The sequence below is a fragment of the Streptomyces sp. NPDC007872 genome, assembly GCF_042868165.1.
Lineage (GTDB): Bacteria > Actinomycetota > Actinomycetes > Streptomycetales > Streptomycetaceae > Streptomyces.
In genome coordinates, this window is sequence record NZ_JBIAEA010000007.1 from 396,310 (window position 1) to 414,382 (window position 18,073).

An 18,073-nucleotide genomic window follows, 5' to 3' on the forward strand; every position below is an offset into this window, starting at 1 on the left:
GATCGAACTTTCGGTTGAGTCCGGATCGTCCCCCGCTGTCTACCCTGGAGGGATCATGCGTCCCCCCTCCTCCCACCCCGCCCGGCGTTCCCTCACCCCCGCCCCGTTCGTGCTGCGCCTCTGTCTGCACCTGCTGATGGCGGGCCTGCTCGGCCTGGCGGCGGTCCGGGCGCACTCGGCGGCCGGGACGGCGGCGGCCGCGGTGACGGGGGCGGTCTACGCGGCCGGGTCGCACCTGCCTCCGGTCCGGACCTCCCGGCAGGCGGCCGCCGTGTGGCTGGGGGTCCTGGGGGCGTCCTGGCTGGTGATGCTCTGTCTGACGGCGGAGGCGCTCTGGGTGGCGTTCCCGCTGTACTTCCTCCAGCTCCACCTGCTGCCCGCCCGCTGGTCGCTGCCGGCGGTGGCGCTCACGGCGGGCGCGGCGATCCTGTCGTACGTGGGGCACGGCGCCGCGCTCAACCCGGGGGTCTTCATCGGGCCGCTGCTCGGCGCGGCGGTCGCGGTGGCGACAGTCCTCGGCTACCAGGCCCTCTACCGGGAGAGCGAGCGGCGGCGCCGGCTCATCGAGGAGCTGATCGCGACGCGGGCGGAGCTGGCGGCGGCGGAGCGGCACGCGGGGACGCTGGCCGAGCGGGAGCGGCTCGCGCGGGAGATCCACGACACGCTCGCGCAGGGCCTGTCCTCGATCCAGTTGCTGCTGCGGGCGGCCGAGCGGGCGCTGCCGCCGGACTCCCCCGCCGCCGGGCACATCGAACGGGCGCGCCGGGCCGCGCAGGACAACCTGACGGAGGCGCGGCGCTTCGTGCGGGCCCTGACGCCGTCGGACCTGGAGCACGGGTCCCTGGCGGCGGCCCTGGAACGCCTGTGCGAGCCGGGGGCGGGGCTGTACGGGCCGGGTGCGGGCGGGCCGGGCGCGGGGCCCCGGGTCCGGTTCTCGGTGAGCGGGACGCCGGTGGAGCTGCCGACCCCGTACGAGGTGGCGCTGCTGCGGATCGCGCAGTCGGCCCTCGCGAACACGGTGCGGCACGCCTCGGCCTCGCGCGCGGAGATCACCCTGTCGTTCATGGACGCGTCGGTGACCCTGGACGTGGTCGACGACGGGCAGGGCTTCGAGCCCGGTTCCGTACGCCCCTCGTCCGAGGGCGGTTTCGGACTTCCGGCGATGCGGTCGCGGGCGGAGTCGCTCGGCGGCACGTTCACCGTGGAGTCCGCGCCGGGCCAGGGCACCGCCGTCGCCGTCTCCCTGCCGTTGTCCGACAAGGGTTCCCTTCCCGCCGGAGGTTCCGCATGACCATCCGCCTTCTGCTCGCCGACGACCACCCGGTGGTACGGGCGGGTCTGCGCGCGGTCCTGGACACCGAGCCGGACTTCGCGGTCGTCGCGGAGGCCGCCACCGCCGAGCGCGCGGTGGAGCTGGCCGCCGGCGGGGGCGTGGACGTGGTCCTGATGGACCTCCAGTTCGGCGCGGGGATGCACGGCTCGGAGGCGACGGCGGCGATCACGGCGGCGCCGGGCGGGCCGAAGGTGCTGGTCCTGACGACGTACGACACGGACGCGGACATCCTGGCGGCGGTGGAGGCGGGCGCCTCGGGCTACCTCCTGAAGGACGCGCCGCCGGAGGAGCTGGCCGCGGCGGTGCGGACGGCGGCGGCCGGGCAGTCGGCCCTCGCGCCGGCGGTGGCGCACCGGCTGATGGACCGCATGCGGACCCCGGCGGAGGCGCTGACCAAGCGGGAGCTGGAGGTGCTCCAGCTCGTCGGCGAGGGCCTGTCGAACGCGCAGATCAGCAAGGCGCTGTTCCTGAGCCAGGCGACGGTGAAGTCCCATCTGGTCCACGTCTTCGCGAAGCTGGGCGTGGACTCCCGCACGGCGGCGGTGGCGGCGGCGACGGCGCGGCGGCTGATCAGACGGTGATCCTCCGCTTCCGCGCGGCCGCTTGACGGGTCCTCAGTTCTCCGTACCGCGCTCCGGCGGCGCGCCGAAGAGTTCGACGGCGCGGCGGACCCCGGCGAGGGCCTCGGCGAGCGCGCTGACGGAGCCGACGCAGCCCGCGACGATCAGCAGGGAGCGGCGCAGCCGCCGCACCTCCGGAGCGCCGCCGAGCGCCATGGCGTCGAGCGCCGCGAGCTCCCCCTCCGCGATCTCGCGGTCGGCGAACTCGGCGCGGTGCGCGGCCAGTTCGCGCCGGAGCCGGGACACGGCCGACCTCAGCTCGGCCACCCTGGGGTCCACGCCCTCGATGCCCACCGGCCTCTGCTCCACGCTTCGCAACATGGCTCTCCCCCTCGCACGACACTGTGCGCAGAACTCCACACCCCGAACACGCGGAACGCCCCGGACCGGTCCTCCGGACGACGGTCGGGCGCCGCGAGTCGGGCCAGTTAACTCCTTCGCCACCCCGCCGCGCCACCCCCCGCAAGGCTGATTCGCGCGACCGTGTGTTTCCGTCCGAATGCGGTATGCAGTCCTCATGACGACTCCGGAAGACCTCACCGCTCCGTCCGCCTCCGACCGTTCCCCCGTCGTGGCTGGCCTGCTGCTCGCCGCCGGGGGCGGGCGGCGGCTCGGGGGCCGCCCGAAGGCGCTCCTCACCCACCGGGGCCGCCCCCTGGTGGAGCACGCGGTGGGGGTGCTGCGCGCGGCCGGGTGCGAGGTGGTGCACGTGGTGCTCGGGGCGTCGGCCGGTGTCGTGCGGGAGCGGGCGGAGCTGCCCGGATGCGTCCTGGTGGACAACCCGGAGTGGGCGGAGGGGATGGGTTCCTCGCTCCGGGCCGGGCTCGCGTCGCTCGCCGCCGATCCGCGCGGGGTGGACGCGGCGCTCGTGTCCCTGGTCGACCAGCCGGGGATCGGGGCGGAGGCGGTGGCCCGGGTCCGGGCGGCGTACGGCTCGCGGGCCTCGCTCGCGGCGGCCTCGTACGACGGGAGGCGGGGGCATCCGGTGCTGTTCGGCGCCGGGCGCTGGGCGGGGGTCGTGGAGACGGCGGTGGGCGACCGGGGCGCGCGGGACTATCTGGCGGCGCACCGGGATGCGATCACGCCGGTGGACTGTTCGGATGTGGCCGAGCCCTACGACATCGACACGGAGGCGGACCTGTACCGCTTGGAGTGAGCGACCCGGAGTGAGCACCCTGGAGCCGGCGCCCCGGAGTGGACGACCCGGAGTGAGCGGCCTGGCACTGAGCGCCGCGTTCTGTCGATCCGGAGAATCTCGATGTCAACAAACCATTGAACTTCCACCATGAGGAAACTAGTATCCACTGTTCAGAAGCGCCTGTGAGTCCAGAGGGCGCTCACGGCCGTATCTCGGCTTCGGTGGCACTCCGTGCCCTCCCGTGACGCCCGGCGGCCGTCTGGCACCGCCCGCGAAGTCCGCTGAAGGAAGTGACAGTTCATGTCCGCACCAGCGCCGTCCCCCCTGGCCGTCGTCGATGCCGAGCCCCTGCCGCGCCAGGAAGAGGTGCTCACCGAGGCCGCCCTGGCCTTCGTCGCCGAACTGCACCGCCGGTTCACCCCGCGCCGGGACGAGCTCCTCGCCCGCCGGGCGGAGCGCCGCGCCGAGATCGCCCGCACGTCCACCCTGGACTTCCTGCCGGAGACCGCCGCGATCCGCGCCGACGACTCCTGGAGGGTCGCGCCGGCCCCGGCGGCCCTGAACGACCGCCGGGTCGAGATCACCGGCCCCACCGACCGCAAGATGACGATCAACGCGCTCAACTCCGGCGCGCGGGTGTGGCTCGCCGACTTCGAGGACGCCTCGGCGCCGACCTGGGAGAACGTCGTCCTGGGCCAGCTCAACCTGATCGACGCGTACACCCGGAACATCGACTTCACGGACCCGCGCTCCGGCAAGTCGTACGCCCTCAAGCCCGCCGGGGAGCTGGCCACGGTCGTCATGCGGCCGCGCGGCTGGCACCTGGAGGAGCGTCACCTCACCTTCGAGGGACGGCCGGTGCCCGGCGCGCTCGTCGACTTCGGCCTGTACTTCTTCCACAACGCCCAGCGCCTGATCGACCTCGGCAAGGGCCCGTACTTCTACCTGCCGAAGACGGAGTCGCACCTGGAGGCCCGCCTCTGGAACGAGATCTTCGTCTTCGCCCAGGACTACGTCGGCATCCCGCAGGGCACCGTCCGCGCCACGGTCCTCATCGAGACCATCACGGCCGCGTACGAGATGGAGGAGATCCTCTACGAGCTCCGCGACCACGCGGCGGGCCTGAACGCCGGCCGCTGGGACTACCTCTTCTCCATCGTCAAGAACTTCCGCGACGGCGGCGCCAAGTTCGTCCTGCCGGACCGCAACGCGGTCACGATGACGGCCCCGTTCATGCGCGCGTACACCGAACTCCTCGTGCGCACCTGCCACAAGCGCGGCGCGCACGCGATCGGCGGCATGGCGGCCTTCATCCCGTCCCGCAAGGACGCCGAGGTCAACAAGGTCGCGTTCGAGAAGGTCAAGGCCGACAAGGACCGCGAGGCCGGCGACGGCTTCGACGGCTCCTGGGTCGCCCACCCCGACCTGGTGCCGATCGCGATGGCCTCCTTCGACGCCGTCCTCGGCGAGAAGCCGAACCAGAAGGACCGCCTGCGCGAGGACGTCTCCGTCGCGGCCGGCGACCTGATCGCGATCGACTCGCTCGACGCGAAGCCCACCTACGACGGCCTGCGCAACGCCGTCCAGGTCGGCATCCGCTACATCGAGGCGTGGCTGCGCGGCCTGGGCGCCGTCGCCATCTTCAACCTGATGGAGGACGCGGCCACCGCCGAGATCTCCCGCTCCCAGATCTGGCAGTGGATCAACGCGGGCGTCGTCTTCGAGAACGGCGAGGCGGCCACTCCCGAGCTGGCCCGCAAGGTCGCCGCCGAGGAACTGGCCGCGATCCGCGCCGAGATCGGCGAGGAGGCCTTCGCGGCCGGAAAGTGGCAGCAGGCCCACGACCTGCTGCTCCGCGTCTCCCTGGACGCGGACTACGCGGACTTCCTGACCCTCCCCGCGTACGAGCAGCTCGTCGGCTGACTCGACCCGTACTGCTGATCCGGCTGCCCGCACAGTCGTCGGACGGCGTTGCGGACGGGCCCCGCCCCTGGTGTCGCACAGCACCGGGAGCGGGGCCCGTCCCTTTTCCGCCTGCCCCGCGTCAGGGCAGGGCGATGCCGAGCGGGCCGAGGACGCGTTCCGTCGCGTGCCGGTCCGCCCCGGCCATCGCGCGGACCAGGGCGGCGGAGCCGCCGGGCCAGGTGGCGGCCGTCTCGTCGAAGGCGGCGCGGCGGGACTCCAGGGGCCCCTTCTTGGCGGGCAGTCCGTCGAGTACGTACAGGGCACGGGCCGAGGTCGGCACCTGGACCGGGTCCGCCTCCTCGCCCCGGTCCTCCAGGGCCCGGAGGGCGTACGCGCCGAGCACCGGGTCGCGGAGGGCGGCGCGCAGCACCCCGGGCGGGGCGGTGGTGGTGTCCAGGAGGGGGAAGAGCCCCCGGGTGGCGGCCGCTTCGGAGGTGCCGGCGTGGACGGTGCCGAGGGCGTCGAGCAGTTCGGTCCAGGCGTGGGCGGTGTCCACGCGCGCGTGGAGCCAGTCGGCGAGCACGCGCGCGGCGACGGGGGCGGACCAGCTCCCGGCGGCGGCGACCAGGACGGACGCGGGCCAGGCGGCGGCCTCGGCGCCGTCGGGTGCGGCGACTCCGCGCACGGCGAGCAGGTAGCGCACGGCGCCCGCGCCGCGCGGGGTGAGGCCGAAGGCGTCGCCGCTCCGGAAGACCAGGCCGGTGGCGGCGAGCCGGTCGAGGACGGCGGCCAGGTCCCGGGCGGGCCCTTCGAGCCGGGCGCGGTCGGCCTCGGTCAGACCCGGCGTGCCCAGGAGCCGGACGAGCTCCGGCACGGGCGGGACCGCGTACGCGCCGGGCATGCCGTCCGGCACCGCGACGGGCAGGTCCTCCAGGGCCGGGTCGACGGTCCAGTCCTCGTACTCGGCGGCCTTGCGGGCGACGGACTCGGCGGAGCAGCCGCGCTGGTAAACCACGTAGAGGAGGTGCGGGGCCTCGCCCCCGTAGGGTTCGAACTCCTCCTCGGCGAGTTCCTCGACGGCGGTGAGGAGGGTGTCCGCGTCGTCCTCGACGCCCTCGGAGGGAGCGCGCTCGATCGCGGGCGGCGGGGGCACGGGGGCGGCGGGGTCGCCGTGGTGGTCGAGGTGCTCGTCGAGGAGGGCGTCGGCCAGGACGAGGTGGGGGAAGGCGTCGGGGCCCGGGGCGTAGTGCGCGTACGGTCCGGCGAGCTGTCCGGCGAGTCCGGCGGCGGTCCACCGGTCCTGGAGGGCGGTGGCCACCTGTCCGATGCCGGTCGCGACGGCGTGGTCCGTGAGCAGCGGCCCGACGGGCGGCGGCGCCTCGGCGTCCCGTACGTACGCGCGCGTGAGGGCCTCGGTGAGCAGGACGTCCGCGAGGGCGGTCCGCCCCATGAGGTCGGCCCGGCGCGCGCCGTCGGGCAGGGGCGCGCCGTCGAGGGCGGCGAGCCTGTGCCGTACGTCCCCGGGGTCGGTGAGGTCGGCGCCGCAGGCGTGCAGGAGGGAGGCGTACCAGCGGTGCCAGGTGAGGTTGCCGGGGTCGTTCATGGCCCGTTCGAAGTCGGGCGCGGTCTCCGCGACCACCGCGGCGATCCGCTCGGCCCGGTCCCCGTCGAACCGCGCGGCGAGCGCCCCGAGCACGGCCGGGTAGAGCGCGAGCTCGCCGGGCGGAACGTACACGAACGACGGCAGGTCCTCCACGAGGAGCTGCCGCGTCAGCTCGGGCGTCGGTTCGGGCAGCCCCGTCCCCCGGTCGGCCCCCCGCAGCGCGAGGAGCCCGAGCACCGCCTCGGCGGCACGCGCGAACGCGGGGTCGTGGTGCTCGGGCGCTCCGTCGACGAGTTCGAGGAACCTGTCGAGTCCGGTGTTGGTGAGAACGGTCTCGGCCACGCTCTCAGGGTAGTTCCGGGTGGGCGGTTCCGGGCCGCAAGGACCAGGGGCCAGGTGTGTCGCCGCAGTTCGGGGGCGGGGTTCAGCGCACGGTCACCGTCCGCGGGGCCGAGAAGTCGCCCCAGGTGCCGTCGGGCAGCCGGGCGCGGAGGGTGAGCGTGTAGCGGGTGCCCGGGGGGTCGGTGACCGGGAAGGTGTAGGTGGCGCGGCCGGGGGGCGGTTCGGCGCCCCAGACGATGGTGGTGGCGAAGCGGCCGTTGAGGTGGAGTTCGTGGTGGGTGACCGGGGCGCCCGTCGTCGGCGGGGTCCAGGTGAGGGTGATCTCGCCGCCCTTCGCGGCGGTGGCGACGAGGTCGGTGGGGGCGGTGTTCGCGGGCGCGCCCGGGGCCGGGGCGGTGGTGAGGTCGACCGCGTTGCTGTCCGGGGAGGAGTTCTCGGCGGCGTCGCGGGCGCGGACGGTGAACGCGTAAGCGGTGCCGGGGCGCAGGCCGGTGAGGCGGGCGTCGGTGGCGGTGCCCGGGACCGTGTGGACGCGGGTGTCGGCCTGGTAGACGTCGTACGCGGTGACCTCGGTGTCGTCGCGGGCCGGGGACCAGCGGAGGGTGGCGGCGCGGCTGCCGTCGGGGGCGACGCGGAGGCCGGCCGGGGCGGTGGGGGGCGTGCGGTCCTCGGTGGCGGCCGGGAGGGTGGTGGCGGCGACGGTGGCGCTGGGCGGCGAGGCGTTGCCGGCGGCGTCGCGGGCGCGGACGGTGAAGCGGTGGGGGGTGGCCGGGGCGAGGCCGACGACGTCGGTCATGAGGGTGGTGGCGGGGAGGTCCTTGACCTTGCGGCCGTCGAGGTGGACCTCGTAGCCGGTGACGGCGCGGTCGTCGGTGGCGGCGCTCCACATGACGTGGACGGTGGTCGAGCTGCCCGAGGTGGCGGTGACGCCGGTGGGCGCGGTGGGGGCGCGGGTGTCCTTCGGGGCGGCCCCGGCGGTGGAGCAGGCGGTGAGGGCGAGCGCGAGGAGCGCCACCAGGGCGGGCAAGCGGCGTGGGGGGAACGGGCGTTGCACGGTACGGCCTCCGTCCGTGGGAAAGGTCCAGACCTATATCGCACAGTCGGGGCGGGTGGGACAAGGGGGCGCCGGAAAGGACGGCGGAGAGGAGGCCGGAAGGGGCGGCGGAAAGGACGCCGGAAGGGACGTCGGCGGGGTGCCGGAGGGGGCGTTGTCAGTGGGATGCGCTTCACTGGATTCGTCACTCTCCGTAATCGAGTTCTGGGGGAAACATGACGGACCGTACGACCTACGTGTCGCTCGCCGGGGTGCGCCGGCGCGGCTGGACCGACGCGATGGTCCGGGACCTGCTCGGCACGCCCGACGTGCAGGGGCGCGACCCGCGCCGCTGGTCCCTCGCGCCGGTGCGGCTCTATCTGCTCGCCCGGGTGGAGACCGTGGAGCGGACGCCCGAGTTCGCCGGGGCCGCGGAGTTCTCGCGGGCCCGTTCCTCGGCCGCCGGGGCCTGTGCCGAGCGGCGGCGGGCCGCCGTCCTGACCGCGATCCGCGCGGAGCCGATCGAGGTGCCCCGGCTGCCCGGCCCCGAACTGGAGCGCCGCGCCGTCCGCCACCGGCACCTGCTGGGCGCCCGGAGCCCGGGGACGGCCGGGCCGGAGGGCGGGGACGGGGTGCGGGCGGGCGGGACGCCCGGGCCGGCCGGCAAGGGCGGGGCGCGGACGGCCGGGGCGCCCGTCGGGTCGCTCGCGCGGTGGCAGGTGAGCTATCTGCGGCACGCCCTCTCGCGGTACGAGGCGCTGCTCGACGGCCTGTACGGCGAGACCGGGCGCGGCGAGGCCGAACGGCTGCTGCGCAAGCGCCTGTACGAGGCGATCGGCGCCGCCTACCCGTCCCTGGCCCGGGAGTGCCGGCGCCGGATCGCGGTGGAGGGGTGAGCGGGACCGCCGGGGCGGGCGCCTCCGGCCGTCACTTCGTCAGGTCTTCGGCCGTCACCCCCGCCAGGAGGCGGGCGAGCGACCGGCAGGCCGCCGGGATCGGGGCGACGATCCGCACGGCGCACCGGGCCCGGAGCCGCTCGGCCGCCTCGCCGAGCGGGCCGCCGCCGATGACGACGGCGCGGGCCCCGTCCCGTTCGGCGCAGGCGCGGACCGCCCGTTCCAGGCGGTCGAGGAGCACCACCGGGTCGGCGGAGAGGCGTTCGGGGGCGCCGGCGGTGAGCCGCAGGCCCGTGTACCGGTCGGAGAGTCCGAGTTCCGCCACCCGGGCGGTGATGGCGTCGGCCAGGAGCGGGGTGGTGGTCGCGACGCCGAAGGGGGTGCCGTCGGCGGCCGCCTCCAGGAGCGCCGCCTCGCCGAGGCCGGCCACGGGGAGTCCGGTCGCCGCGCGCAGGGCGTCCAGGCCCGGGTCCCCGAAGGCGGCGACGAGGAGGGCGGCGCAGCCGTCCCCGGCGGTGGCGGCGGTTCCCGCCGCGAGGACCTCGGGGACGGCGGCCCGCAGGGCGGCCGGATCGGTGAGCATGCGCGGGCCCCGGGCGACGGTCACGCCCCGGACGGGGAGGGCGGGTCCCAGGGTCCGCCGGGCGATGGCGGTCATCATCGCGGTGGTGGTGGCGGAGGTGTTGGGGTTGATCAGGACGACGGTCCCGGTCCCTGTCCCGGTCCCGGCTCCCGCGGCGCCCCCGGCCGTTCCCGGGGCCGTCGCGCGCGCGGCGGCCCCGGCCCCCGCCGGGTGGGCGGGAGCCGGGGCTGCCGGTGGAGCGAGGTGCGGGTTCAGTGGACGTGCGCCGCCTTCGCGGCGCGGCTGCCCGAGATCTCCTCGCCGGGCTCCATCGGCGCGGTGACCTCGTCGTCGTCCCGGCGCCGGCCCAGGTGGTTGAAGACCACGTTGAGCAGGACGGCGGCGACGCAGCCGGTCGAGATGCCGGAGTCCAGGATGATCTTCGCGGTCTCCGGGAAGGCGTGGTAGAACTCCGGCGCCGTGATCGGGATGATGCCGACGGCCAGCGAGACGGCCACGATCAGGACGTTGTTGTCCTTCTCCAGGCCCGCCTTGACGAGGGTCTGGATGCCGCTGGCCGCGACCGAGCCGAAGAGGACGACGCCCGCGCCGCCGAGGACCGGGCGGGGCACGACCGAGATGAGCGAGGCCGCGACCGGCGAGAGGCCCATGAGGACCAGGAAGCCGCCGCCGCAGGCGACGACGAAGCGGCTGCGGATCCTGGTCATGGCGACCAGGCCGATGTTCTGGGCGAAGGCGCTGCACATGAAGCCGTTGAACAGGGGGCTGAGCGCGGAGCCGAGGGTGTCGGCGCGCAGTCCGGCGGCGATGGTCTTCTCGTCGGCGGGCCGCTCGACGATCTCGCCGAGCGCCAGCATGTCGGCGGTCGACTCGGTCATGGAGACCAGCATGACCACGCACATGGAGATGATCGCGGCGAGGGCGAACTGCGGGGCGCCGAAGTGGAAGGGGGACGGGAAGCCGACGATGTCCGCCTCGGTCACCGGGGAGAAGTCGGTGACGCCGAACGGGATGGCGATGAGGGTGCCGATGACGAGGCCGACCAGGACGGCGACCTGCTTGAGGAAGCCCCGGGTGAAGCGGCGCAGGAGCAGGACGACGACGAGGGTGATGCCGGCGAGGGAGAGGAAGGTCGTCGAACCGTAGTCCTTCGCCTGGGGGTTGGGTCCCTGGGCCCAGCCGAACGCGACCGGGAGCAGGGACACGCCTATGAGGGTGATGACGGTGCCGGTGACGACCGGCGGGAAGAACCGGACGAGCCGGGAGAACCAGGGGGCGGCGAGGAAGCCGAGGAGTCCGGCGACGATGATCGCGCCGAAGATCACGGGGAGCGCGTCGGCCTTGTCGTCGGTGGTGTCGACGATGGCGAGCATCGGGGCGACGCCGGCGAAGGTGACGCCGTTGACGAACGGCAGACGGGCGCCGATCTTCCAGACGCCCAGCGTCTGGAGGAAGGTGGCGAGGCCGGCGGTGAAGAGGCTCGCGCCGGTGAGGAAGGTGAGTTCGGTGCCGGAGAGGCCGACGGCCGCTCCGACGATCAGGGGCGGGGCGACGACTCCCGCGTACATGGCGGCCACGTGCTGGAGCCCACTGGTGAGCATCTTCACGGGGGGCAGCGTCTCGTCGACCGGATGCCTCTCGCGGTCTTCGGGAGCGGAGCCTGCGTCTTGTGCATTGCGAACCTGGGGCTTGGCGGCCACGGCGGTTCCTCCGGTCGGTTACGCGTCGGCGGCGACGCGGGTGTCTGGGAGGTGGTGCGATGCGGTGCGGGGTGCGGGAGGTGCGGCTCGTCGCGGGGGTGGGGCTCCGGCGGGCGGGGCTCCGGGAAGTGCTGCCGCGGGGGCGCGGCGGGTGGACGGGGCGCCCGGTGGGGGTGCGGGCGGTGTCACCGTCCCGGGAGGTGCCGTAAGGCTTCTGCGTACGACACCTCCCGGTCGGGCTGCCGCGGATCCCGCTCGGATCCGCGGCGACCGGCCGAGGGCCGTCCCCCTCGGCCGGACTCCGTGGGGAGGGTCAGGCCCGGGCCGCGATGCGGGCCAGGCGCTGCGCCTCCGTGCGCGCGTCGCGCGCGATGGCGTCCTCGTCGACGGTGAGCAGCCGGTCGTTCTCGACGATCTGCCGGCCGTTGACGAAGGAGGCCGTGACCGGGGCCGCCGCGCCGAAGACGATGGCGGTGACCGGGTCGGCGATCGTGGAGTGGCCGAGGCCGTCGATCTTCCACAGGACGAAGTCGGCGAGCTTGCCCGCCTCCAGGGAGCCGATGCTGTCGGCGCGGCCAAGGACCTGCGCGCCGCCGTGGGTGCCGAGGCGCAGGGCCTGGCGGGCGTTGAGCGCGGCCTCGCGGTGGGCGCCGAGGCGGTTGATGAGGAGCGCGTTGCGCAGCTCGGTGTGGAGTTCGCCGGACTCGTTGGAGGCGGTGCCGTCGACGCCGAGGCCGACGGGGACGCCCGCCGCGAGCATGTCCGGTACGCGGGCGATGCCGGCGGCGAGGCGCGCGTTGGAGGAGGGGCAGTGCGCCACGCCCGTCTTCGTGCGGGCGAAGGCGGCGATGTCGGAGTCGTTCATGTGGACGCAGTGCGCCATCCACACGTCCTCGCCGAGGAAGCCGGTGGACTCGAAGTAGTCCGTCGGGCCCATGCCGAAGAGCTCGTGGCAGAACTTCTCCTCCTCCACGGTCTCCGAGCCGTGGGTGTGCATGCGCACGCCCAGGCGGCGGCCGAGCGCCGCGCCCTCGCGGAGCAGCTCGGTGGAGATGGAGAACGGGGAACAGGGGGCGACGGCGACCTGGGTCATCGCGTCGAAGGAGGCGTCGTGGTGGCGCTTCACCGTCTCCTCGGTCGCGGCGAGCGCGCCCTCGGTGGTCTCGACGGCGAAGTCCGGCGGCAGGCCGCCGTCCTTCTCGCTGCGGTCCATGGAGCCGCGGGCAAGAGTGAAGCGGACGCCCATCTCGGAGGCGGCGCCGATGATGGCGCCGGAGAGGTCGCCGGAGTTCACCGGGTAGACGTAGTGGTGGTCCATGGCGGTGGTGACGCCGCCGCGGGCCATCATCGCCAGCGAGCCCTGCGCGGCCGCGCGCACCATCTGCTCGTCGATGCGCGCCCAGGTCGGGTAGAGCGCCACCAGCCAGTTGAAGAGGTTGTGGTCGGTGGCCAGGCCGCGGGTGATCCACTGGTAGAAGTGGTGGTGGGTGTTGACCAGGCCGGGCGTGACCAGGTGGCCGGTGGCGTCGATGCGCCGGACCACGTTCTCCAGGTTCTCGGGGGCCTTGCCGGCGCCGATGGACTCGATCCTGTTGTCGGCGACGACGAGGTACCCGGAGGCGTACTCGGTGTCGTGCGCGTCGACGGTCGCGATCGCCGCGTTCTCGACGACGATCCGCTGGGGGGCTGCCGAAGGTGCTGCCATGGCGGTGCTTCCTTCATTCCTCGGGAGTGGTGTGGGCACGGCAGGACCCTAGGAGGATTTGAGTGCCGGGGCCGCCTGACGGCTCCGGGTGCCGAGATGGTGGAAGAACAGGTTGAGCAGGACGGCGACGAGCGCGCCCGCGCTGATGCCGGAGCCGAGGACGGTCTGCGCCCAGGCCGGGAAGCCGGCGTAGAAGGTGGGGGCGGCGAGCGGGATGATGCCCGCTCCGAGCGCGACGGCCACCAGGATGATGTTGGAGCTGTCGTCGAGTCCGGCTTCCGAGAGGGTGCGGATGCCGCTGACCGCGATCGAGCCGAAGAGGACGATGCCGGCGCCGCCGAGGACGGGCATCGGGACCGTGGAGACGACCGCGCCGAGGACCGGGAAGGCGCCGAGGACGAGGAGGGCGCCGCCGGCGGCGGCGACCACGTACCGGGAGCGGACCCGGGTCAGCGAGACGACGCCGACGTTCTGGGCGAAGGCCGAGGTCGGGAAGCCGCCGAAGACGGGGCCGAGGAGGGTGGCGACGCCGTCGGTGCGCAGGCCGCGGGTGATGGTCCGGCCGTCGGTGCGCCGCTCGCAGATCTCGCCGAGGGCGAGCATGCCGGCGCTGGACTCCGTCATCAGGACCAGCATGACGATGCACAGGGAGAGGATCGCGGCGGGCTGGAACTCGGGGGCGCCGAAGGCGAAGGGCGCGGGCAGGGCGGCGACGGGCGCCTCGCGCAGGGCGCCGAAGTCGGCCATCCCGAAGGGGATCGCGGCGAGGGTGCCGATGAAGAGGCCGAGGAGCAGGGCGATCTGCTTGACGAAGCCCTTGCCGAAGCGCTGGAAGAGCAGGATGACGACGAGGGTGAAGCCGGCGAGGGCCAGGTACCGCATGGCGCCGAAGTCGGCGGCGGTCCGGTCCCCGCCCTGGGCCCAGGCGACGGGCACGGGCATCAGGGTGACCCCGATGAGGGTGATGACGACGCCGGTGACGAGCGGCGGGAAGAAGCGCAGGAGCCGGCCGAAGAAGGGGCCGACGGCGAGGCAGAAGACTCCGGCGACCATCACCGCGCCGTAGATGGCGGGCAGTTGGTGACCGGGGGCGCTGGTCTCGGCGATGGCGAGCATCGGGGCGATGCCGGCGGACGAGGCGGCGTTGACGAACGGGAGCCGGTTGCCGGCGAACCGTCCGGCGCCGAGGGTCTGCAGGAGGGTCGCGCAGCCGGCGATCAGCAGGCCGGCGGCGATGAGCCGGGTCATGCCGGCCGCGTCCAGGCCGACGGCCTGGCCGATGATGAGCGGAGGGGTGACGACGCCGGCGTACATGGCGGCGATGTGCTGGAGCGCCGCGGGGACGAGCCGCGAGGCGGGGAGCTTCTCGTCCACCGGGTGGCAGGGGGCCGGGGTGGGCGAGGGGGTGGAACACGGGCCTTCGGCGGTTGCCGGCCCCTTTGCAGGCTGTGCCATGGGAAGGTTCCCTCCGGTCTGGTGCGGCCCCCGCCCGACTGCGGGCGGGCGGGGGCCGGTCACTCAGATGCCGCTTAGAGGTTGGTCATGTCGACCGGGATCTGCGCCGTGGCTCCGTCACGCAGGACGGTGGCCTCGATGAGGCCGTACATGCGGTCGGCGGCGTAGTAGACCTCGTTGTCGTTCTTCAGGCCGAAGGGCTCGAGGTCGACCAGGAAGTGGTGCTTGTTCGGGAGCGAGAAGCGGACCTCGTCGATCTCCGAGCGGTGGTTGATGATCCGGGTGGCCATCTGGTACAGCGTCTGCTGGAGGGAGTACGAGTAGGTCTCCGCGAAGGCCTCGAGCATGTGCTTCTTCGTCTGCTCGTAGGACCGCTCCCAGTTGGGCATGCGCTGGTCGTCGTCGGTCCAGTTGAACCGCCACCGGCCGGACACCTGGGTGGCCAGGATGCGGTCGTACGCCTCCTGGAGGGTCGTGTACTGGTCCTTGATGTAGCCCCAGAACTCCGAGTTGGTGGAGTTCATGACGACGAGGTCCTTGAGGCCGGAGATGACCTCCCACTTCTCGCCGTCGTAGGTGATCTGGGTGACGCGGGTCTCCTGGCCCTTGCGGGCGAAGGAGTGGTTGACCTCGTCGGAGCCGATGAACTTGGAGTTGGCGTCGGAGGAGGCGATGCGCTCCCAGGAGTACTCCTCGATCCGGATCCGGGCGCGCTTGATCGGCTCCTGGCTCGTCACGAAGTGGCGGGCGAGGTGGATGCCGAACTGCTCGGCGGACTCGATGCCGTACTCCTTGGCGAACGCGAAGACGGTGTTCTTCGTCGTGTCGGTGGGGAGGCAGTGGGCGTTGGAGCCGGTGAGGTGGACGTCGCTGAGGTCGCCGGAGAGGGCGACGGAGACGTTCAGGTCCTTGATGTGGTGGGTGGCGCCGTCCCGCGTGATCTTGACGACGCGGTTCTCTGCTTTGCCGTACTGGTTCTGGCCGAGAATCGTGGGCATGTCTGCTAGCTCCCTCGGTATACGGAGTAGCCGAACGGGTTGAGCAGCAGCGGTACGTGGTAGTGCTCGCCCGGGGTGACGGCGAACGTGATCGCCACCTCCGGGAAGAACGCACCGCTGTCCCTTACGCGGGGGGCGTCCTGCTGCGCCTCGGCTTGCTTCTTCACACTGTGCTGGGTCGAGAAGTACGCCTCGGTCTCGAAGTCGAGGCGTACGTGGGTGGTGCCCTCCGGCAGGGCCGGCAGGTCCTTGCAGCGCCCGTCCGCGTCGGTGGCGGAGCCGCCGAGCGCGGTCCACTCCGCGTCGGAGCCGGCGCGGGCCGCGAGGGTGATGGCGACGCCCTCGGCGGGGCGGCCGATGCTGGTGTCCAGGATGTGGGTGGACACCGAGGCCGTGGTGTCGGTGCTCATTGCGGAGTTCTCTTCCTCTTCGCTCTGACGAGTCCCCTACGGGGCCTGCGGGCCCTCGGTGAGGCGGGCCAGCCGGATGCGGTTGATCTTGCCCAGTTCGGTGCGGACGATCTCGCGCTCCGCCTCGGGCGAGTTGCCGATCCGCTCGCGGACCGCGTCGCGCATCTGTTCGCCGCTCTTGCCGGTGGCGCAGATGAGGAAGACATGACCGAACGTGTCCTGGTAGGCCAGGTTGAGTTCGAGCATCTCGGCCTTGAGCTCCTCGGAGGCGCCGGCCATCCCGCTCTGCTCGCGGGAGGAGGTCGGGTCCCCGGCCTTCGGACGACCGATCGGCGGGTGCCCGGCCATCGCCTCGGCCAGGTCCTCCGCGGTCAGCTCGGCCATGGCGGCGTCGCTGGCGAGGAAGAGGGCTTCGGCGGTGGCGTACGGGCGCTGGGCGAGGATCTTGCTCCCCCACGCCGAGCTGGAGCACACCTCGTGGAGCGCGGCGAGGGCCTCGCTGTCCGCCGAGGTGTTGAACCGGGCCAGGCCCGGTGTCGTACCTGAAGTCACGGGAAGCCTCCGTGGCTGTTTTTCGCTGTGCGTCGGACGGGCTGCGGATAGCTAACGCCCTCCGCAACACAACGTCAACACTTTGTTGAAAAGTCGGTGACACAAAAGCCGTCGTCCCGACATGCGGACGACGGCTCGTGGACACGCGTGATCAACTAGTCGGCCTCGACGGTCTTTTCCCTGTTCAGCGCGGTCTCGCGGTTCAGGTAGTTGTAGACGGTGAAGCGGCTGACGCCGAGCGCGCCCGCCACCGTCTCCACCCCGTGGCGCACGGAGAAGGCCCCGCGCCCCTCCAGGAGCCGGACGATCTCCTGCTTGGACTTGCGGTCGAGCCGCGCGAGCGGCGTCCCGTGCCGGCGCTCCAGGGCGGCCAGGATGTGGTCCAGGGACTCCGAGAGCTGCGGGAGCCGCACGGCGAGCACGTCCTCGCCCTCCCAGGACAGGACGACGTCGTCGGCCCCGGCGAGCTCGGGGCCGAGCAGCTCGGCGCCCATGGCGTCGACCAGGGGCTTCACCGCGGCGACCAAGGGGTGTTCGTTCACTTCTCGCCCCCCTCGATCACGTTGACCTGGAGCGAGACGCGCGTGGCGCCGGCCGCGAGCGACTCGCGGAGCAGCGCGTCGACGGCGGTGAGGACCGCGTCGGCGCCGCCCTCCGCCGTGTTGCCGAAGGGACCGACGTCGACCGCGTCCAGGTCGGCCGACTGGATGACCTCACGGGCCACGACCGCGTGCGCCGGCGCCTCGTCGAGGTCGAACGGCTCGGTCGTGAACTCCACTCTCAAACGCACCATGGCCCCACGCTACGGCCCCTCCCGGGCCCCGCGGGAGCCCCGGACCTGCGGGGACCCCTTGACAAGCGCGGCAACCCGCCTGCAACATTCCGTCAGACAGAAACTTACTTCCGCGATACGGAAGGAGCGCATACCCCTCATGGGATACTCCGATCAGCGCTTCGATGTGAACCTGTCGATCCTCTTCACGGAACTCCCGCTCCTGGAGCGCCCCGCGGCCGCAGCCGCGGCGGGCTTCACCGCGGTCGAGCTGTGGTGGCCCTGGATCGACACCGCCACCCCCGAGCAGAGCGAGCTCGACGCCCTCAAGAAGGCCCTCGAGGACGCCGGCACCCGGTTGGTGGGGCTGAACTTCTACGCCGGACAGCTCCCCGGCCCGGACCGCGGGGCCCTCTCCGTACCGGGCGAGGAGTCGGACCGCTTCCGCGCCAACATCGACGTGGCCGCCGACTTCGCCGCCTCGGTCGGCTGCAAGGCGCTCAACGCGCTCTACGGCAACCGCGTCGAGGGCGTGGACCCGCAGATCCAGGACACCCTCGCCCTGGAGAACCTGGTCCTTGCCGCCCGGGCCGCCGACCGCGTCGGCGCGATCCTCCTGGTCGAGACCCTCAACAAGCCGGAATCGCCGCTCTACCCGCTGGTGAGCGCCCCCGCCGCGATCGAGGTCGTCGACAAGGTCAACGCGGCCACCGGCCTCGGCAACGCCAAGTTCCTGCTCGACGTCTACCACCTGTCGATGAACGGCGAGGACGTGAGCGCGGTCATCGCCCAGTACGCGGACAAGACCGGCCACGTGCAGATCGCGGACAACCCGGGCCGCGGCGCGCCGGGCACCGGCGACCTGCCCCTGGAGCAGCTCCTCGACGAGCTGAAGAAGGCCGGCTACGACGGCTGGGTCGGCCTGGAGTACAAGGCCGCCGACGCCGCCGCGTCCTTCGCGTGGCTCCCGGCCGAGGCCCGCGCGGCCCGCTGACCGGCCGACCCGCGCCCCCTCCCCCGTACCACCA

18 protein-coding genes are annotated in these 18,073 nt (G+C 73.4%); 6 read left to right on the plus strand and 12 right to left on the minus strand.

Going from position 1 to position 18,073, the window contains the following annotated elements; genetic code table 11:
- The first annotated feature begins 55 nt into the window (after nucleotides 1–55).
- Together ACFYNX_RS25745 and ACFYNX_RS25750 are read left to right on the plus strand one after the other, a co-directional pair.
- Entirely contained in the window at nucleotides 56–1,291 is a 1,236-nt protein-coding gene (locus ACFYNX_RS25745; protein WP_388664469.1) for a sensor histidine kinase, read from the plus strand.
- On the plus strand, nucleotides 1,288–1,914 hold the full coding sequence (locus ACFYNX_RS25750) for a response regulator (RefSeq protein ID WP_388664471.1): 627 nt from the start codon (nucleotides 1,288–1,290) through the stop codon (nucleotides 1,912–1,914). Before ACFYNX_RS25745 ends, ACFYNX_RS25750 begins: the two co-directional genes overlap by 4 nt.
- 33 nt (nucleotides 1,915–1,947) lie before the next feature.
- Here ACFYNX_RS25750 and ACFYNX_RS25755 read toward each other — a convergent pair whose 3' ends face one another.
- Nucleotides 1,948–2,274, minus strand: a complete 327-nt coding sequence (locus ACFYNX_RS25755) for a DUF5955 family protein (protein ID WP_365549732.1) — start codon at nucleotides 2,272–2,274, stop codon at nucleotides 1,948–1,950.
- Between the two features lie 196 nt (nucleotides 2,275–2,470).
- Here ACFYNX_RS25755 and ACFYNX_RS25760 point away from each other — a divergent pair, with 196 nt between their 5' ends.
- Both ACFYNX_RS25760 and aceB read left to right on the plus strand, forming a co-directional pair.
- On the plus strand, nucleotides 2,471–3,109 hold the full coding sequence (locus tag ACFYNX_RS25760) for an NTP transferase domain-containing protein (protein ID WP_388664473.1): 639 nt from the start codon (nucleotides 2,471–2,473) through the stop codon (nucleotides 3,107–3,109).
- 282 nt (nucleotides 3,110–3,391) lie between these two features.
- On the plus strand, nucleotides 3,392–5,014 hold the full coding sequence (gene aceB, locus ACFYNX_RS25765; RefSeq protein WP_365549738.1) for a malate synthase A: 1,623 nt from the start codon (nucleotides 3,392–3,394) through the stop codon (nucleotides 5,012–5,014).
- Nucleotides 5,015–5,135: 121 nt separating this feature from the next.
- Here aceB and ACFYNX_RS25770 read toward each other — a convergent pair whose 3' ends face one another.
- Together ACFYNX_RS25770 and ACFYNX_RS25775 are read right to left on the minus strand one after the other, a co-directional pair.
- A complete protein-coding gene (locus tag ACFYNX_RS25770) occupies nucleotides 5,136–6,941 on the minus strand; it encodes a hypothetical protein (protein WP_388664475.1) in 1,806 nt (601 codons plus the stop codon).
- An 82-nt stretch (nucleotides 6,942–7,023) separates the two neighbouring features.
- A complete protein-coding gene (locus tag ACFYNX_RS25775) occupies nucleotides 7,024–7,995 on the minus strand; it encodes a fibronectin type III domain-containing protein (RefSeq protein WP_388664477.1) in 972 nt (323 codons plus the stop codon).
- 215 nt (nucleotides 7,996–8,210) lie between these two features.
- On the opposite strand from ACFYNX_RS25775, the gene ACFYNX_RS25780 reads away from it, so the two are divergent.
- Nucleotides 8,211–8,870, plus strand: coding sequence for a hypothetical protein (locus ACFYNX_RS25780; RefSeq protein ID WP_388664479.1), 660 nt, complete (start codon nucleotides 8,211–8,213; stop codon nucleotides 8,868–8,870).
- Nucleotides 8,871–8,901: 31 nt separating this feature from the next.
- On the opposite strand, the gene ACFYNX_RS25785 is transcribed toward ACFYNX_RS25780, so the two are convergent.
- The 9 genes from ACFYNX_RS25785 to ACFYNX_RS25825 all read right to left on the minus strand — a co-directional run bounded on the left by ACFYNX_RS25785 (nucleotide 8,902) and on the right by ACFYNX_RS25825 (nucleotide 17,063).
- Nucleotides 8,902–9,567 carry an aspartate/glutamate racemase family protein gene (locus ACFYNX_RS25785; protein ID WP_388664554.1) on the minus strand — a complete coding sequence of 222 codons (666 nt, stop codon included), beginning with the start codon at nucleotides 9,565–9,567 and terminating at the stop codon, nucleotides 8,902–8,904.
- 137 nt (nucleotides 9,568–9,704) lie between these two features.
- A complete protein-coding gene (locus ACFYNX_RS25790) occupies nucleotides 9,705–11,054 on the minus strand; it encodes a nucleobase:cation symporter-2 family protein (RefSeq protein ID WP_260607070.1) in 1,350 nt (449 codons plus the stop codon).
- A gap of 412 nt (nucleotides 11,055–11,466) precedes the next feature.
- Entirely contained in the window at nucleotides 11,467–12,858 is a 1,392-nt protein-coding gene (locus ACFYNX_RS25795) for an 8-oxoguanine deaminase (RefSeq protein ID WP_125664804.1), read from the minus strand.
- A gap of 48 nt (nucleotides 12,859–12,906) precedes the next feature.
- Nucleotides 12,907–14,313 (minus strand): nucleobase:cation symporter-2 family protein, encoded by a 1,407-nt coding sequence (locus ACFYNX_RS25800; RefSeq protein ID WP_388664481.1) that lies wholly within the window; start codon nucleotides 14,311–14,313, stop codon nucleotides 12,907–12,909.
- A gap of 74 nt (nucleotides 14,314–14,387) precedes the next feature.
- Nucleotides 14,388–15,311, minus strand: a complete 924-nt coding sequence (gene pucL, locus ACFYNX_RS25805) for a factor-independent urate hydroxylase (protein WP_125664800.1) — start codon at nucleotides 15,309–15,311, stop codon at nucleotides 14,388–14,390.
- Nucleotides 15,312–15,316: 5 nt separating this feature from the next.
- Nucleotides 15,317–15,721, minus strand: a complete 405-nt coding sequence (gene uraH / locus ACFYNX_RS25810) for a hydroxyisourate hydrolase (protein WP_388664483.1) — start codon at nucleotides 15,719–15,721, stop codon at nucleotides 15,317–15,319.
- Nucleotides 15,722–15,757: 36 nt separating this feature from the next.
- On the minus strand, nucleotides 15,758–16,273 hold the full coding sequence (gene uraD / locus ACFYNX_RS25815) for a 2-oxo-4-hydroxy-4-carboxy-5-ureidoimidazoline decarboxylase (RefSeq protein ID WP_365549756.1): 516 nt from the start codon (nucleotides 16,271–16,273) through the stop codon (nucleotides 15,758–15,760).
- Nucleotides 16,274–16,428: 155 nt separating this feature from the next.
- Complete coding sequence (locus ACFYNX_RS25820; protein WP_388664557.1) at nucleotides 16,429–16,767, minus strand: helix-turn-helix domain-containing protein; 339 nt, start codon at nucleotides 16,765–16,767, stop codon at nucleotides 16,429–16,431.
- A gap of 44 nt (nucleotides 16,768–16,811) precedes the next feature.
- A complete protein-coding gene (locus ACFYNX_RS25825) occupies nucleotides 16,812–17,063 on the minus strand; it encodes a hypothetical protein (protein WP_062756771.1) in 252 nt (83 codons plus the stop codon).
- Nucleotides 17,064–17,205: 142 nt separating this feature from the next.
- Between ACFYNX_RS25825 and ACFYNX_RS25830 the strand changes: the two genes are divergently transcribed.
- Nucleotides 17,206–18,039, plus strand: a complete 834-nt coding sequence (locus ACFYNX_RS25830) for a TIM barrel protein (RefSeq protein WP_125664794.1) — start codon at nucleotides 17,206–17,208, stop codon at nucleotides 18,037–18,039.
- Nucleotides 18,040–18,073 lie beyond the last annotated feature (34 nt).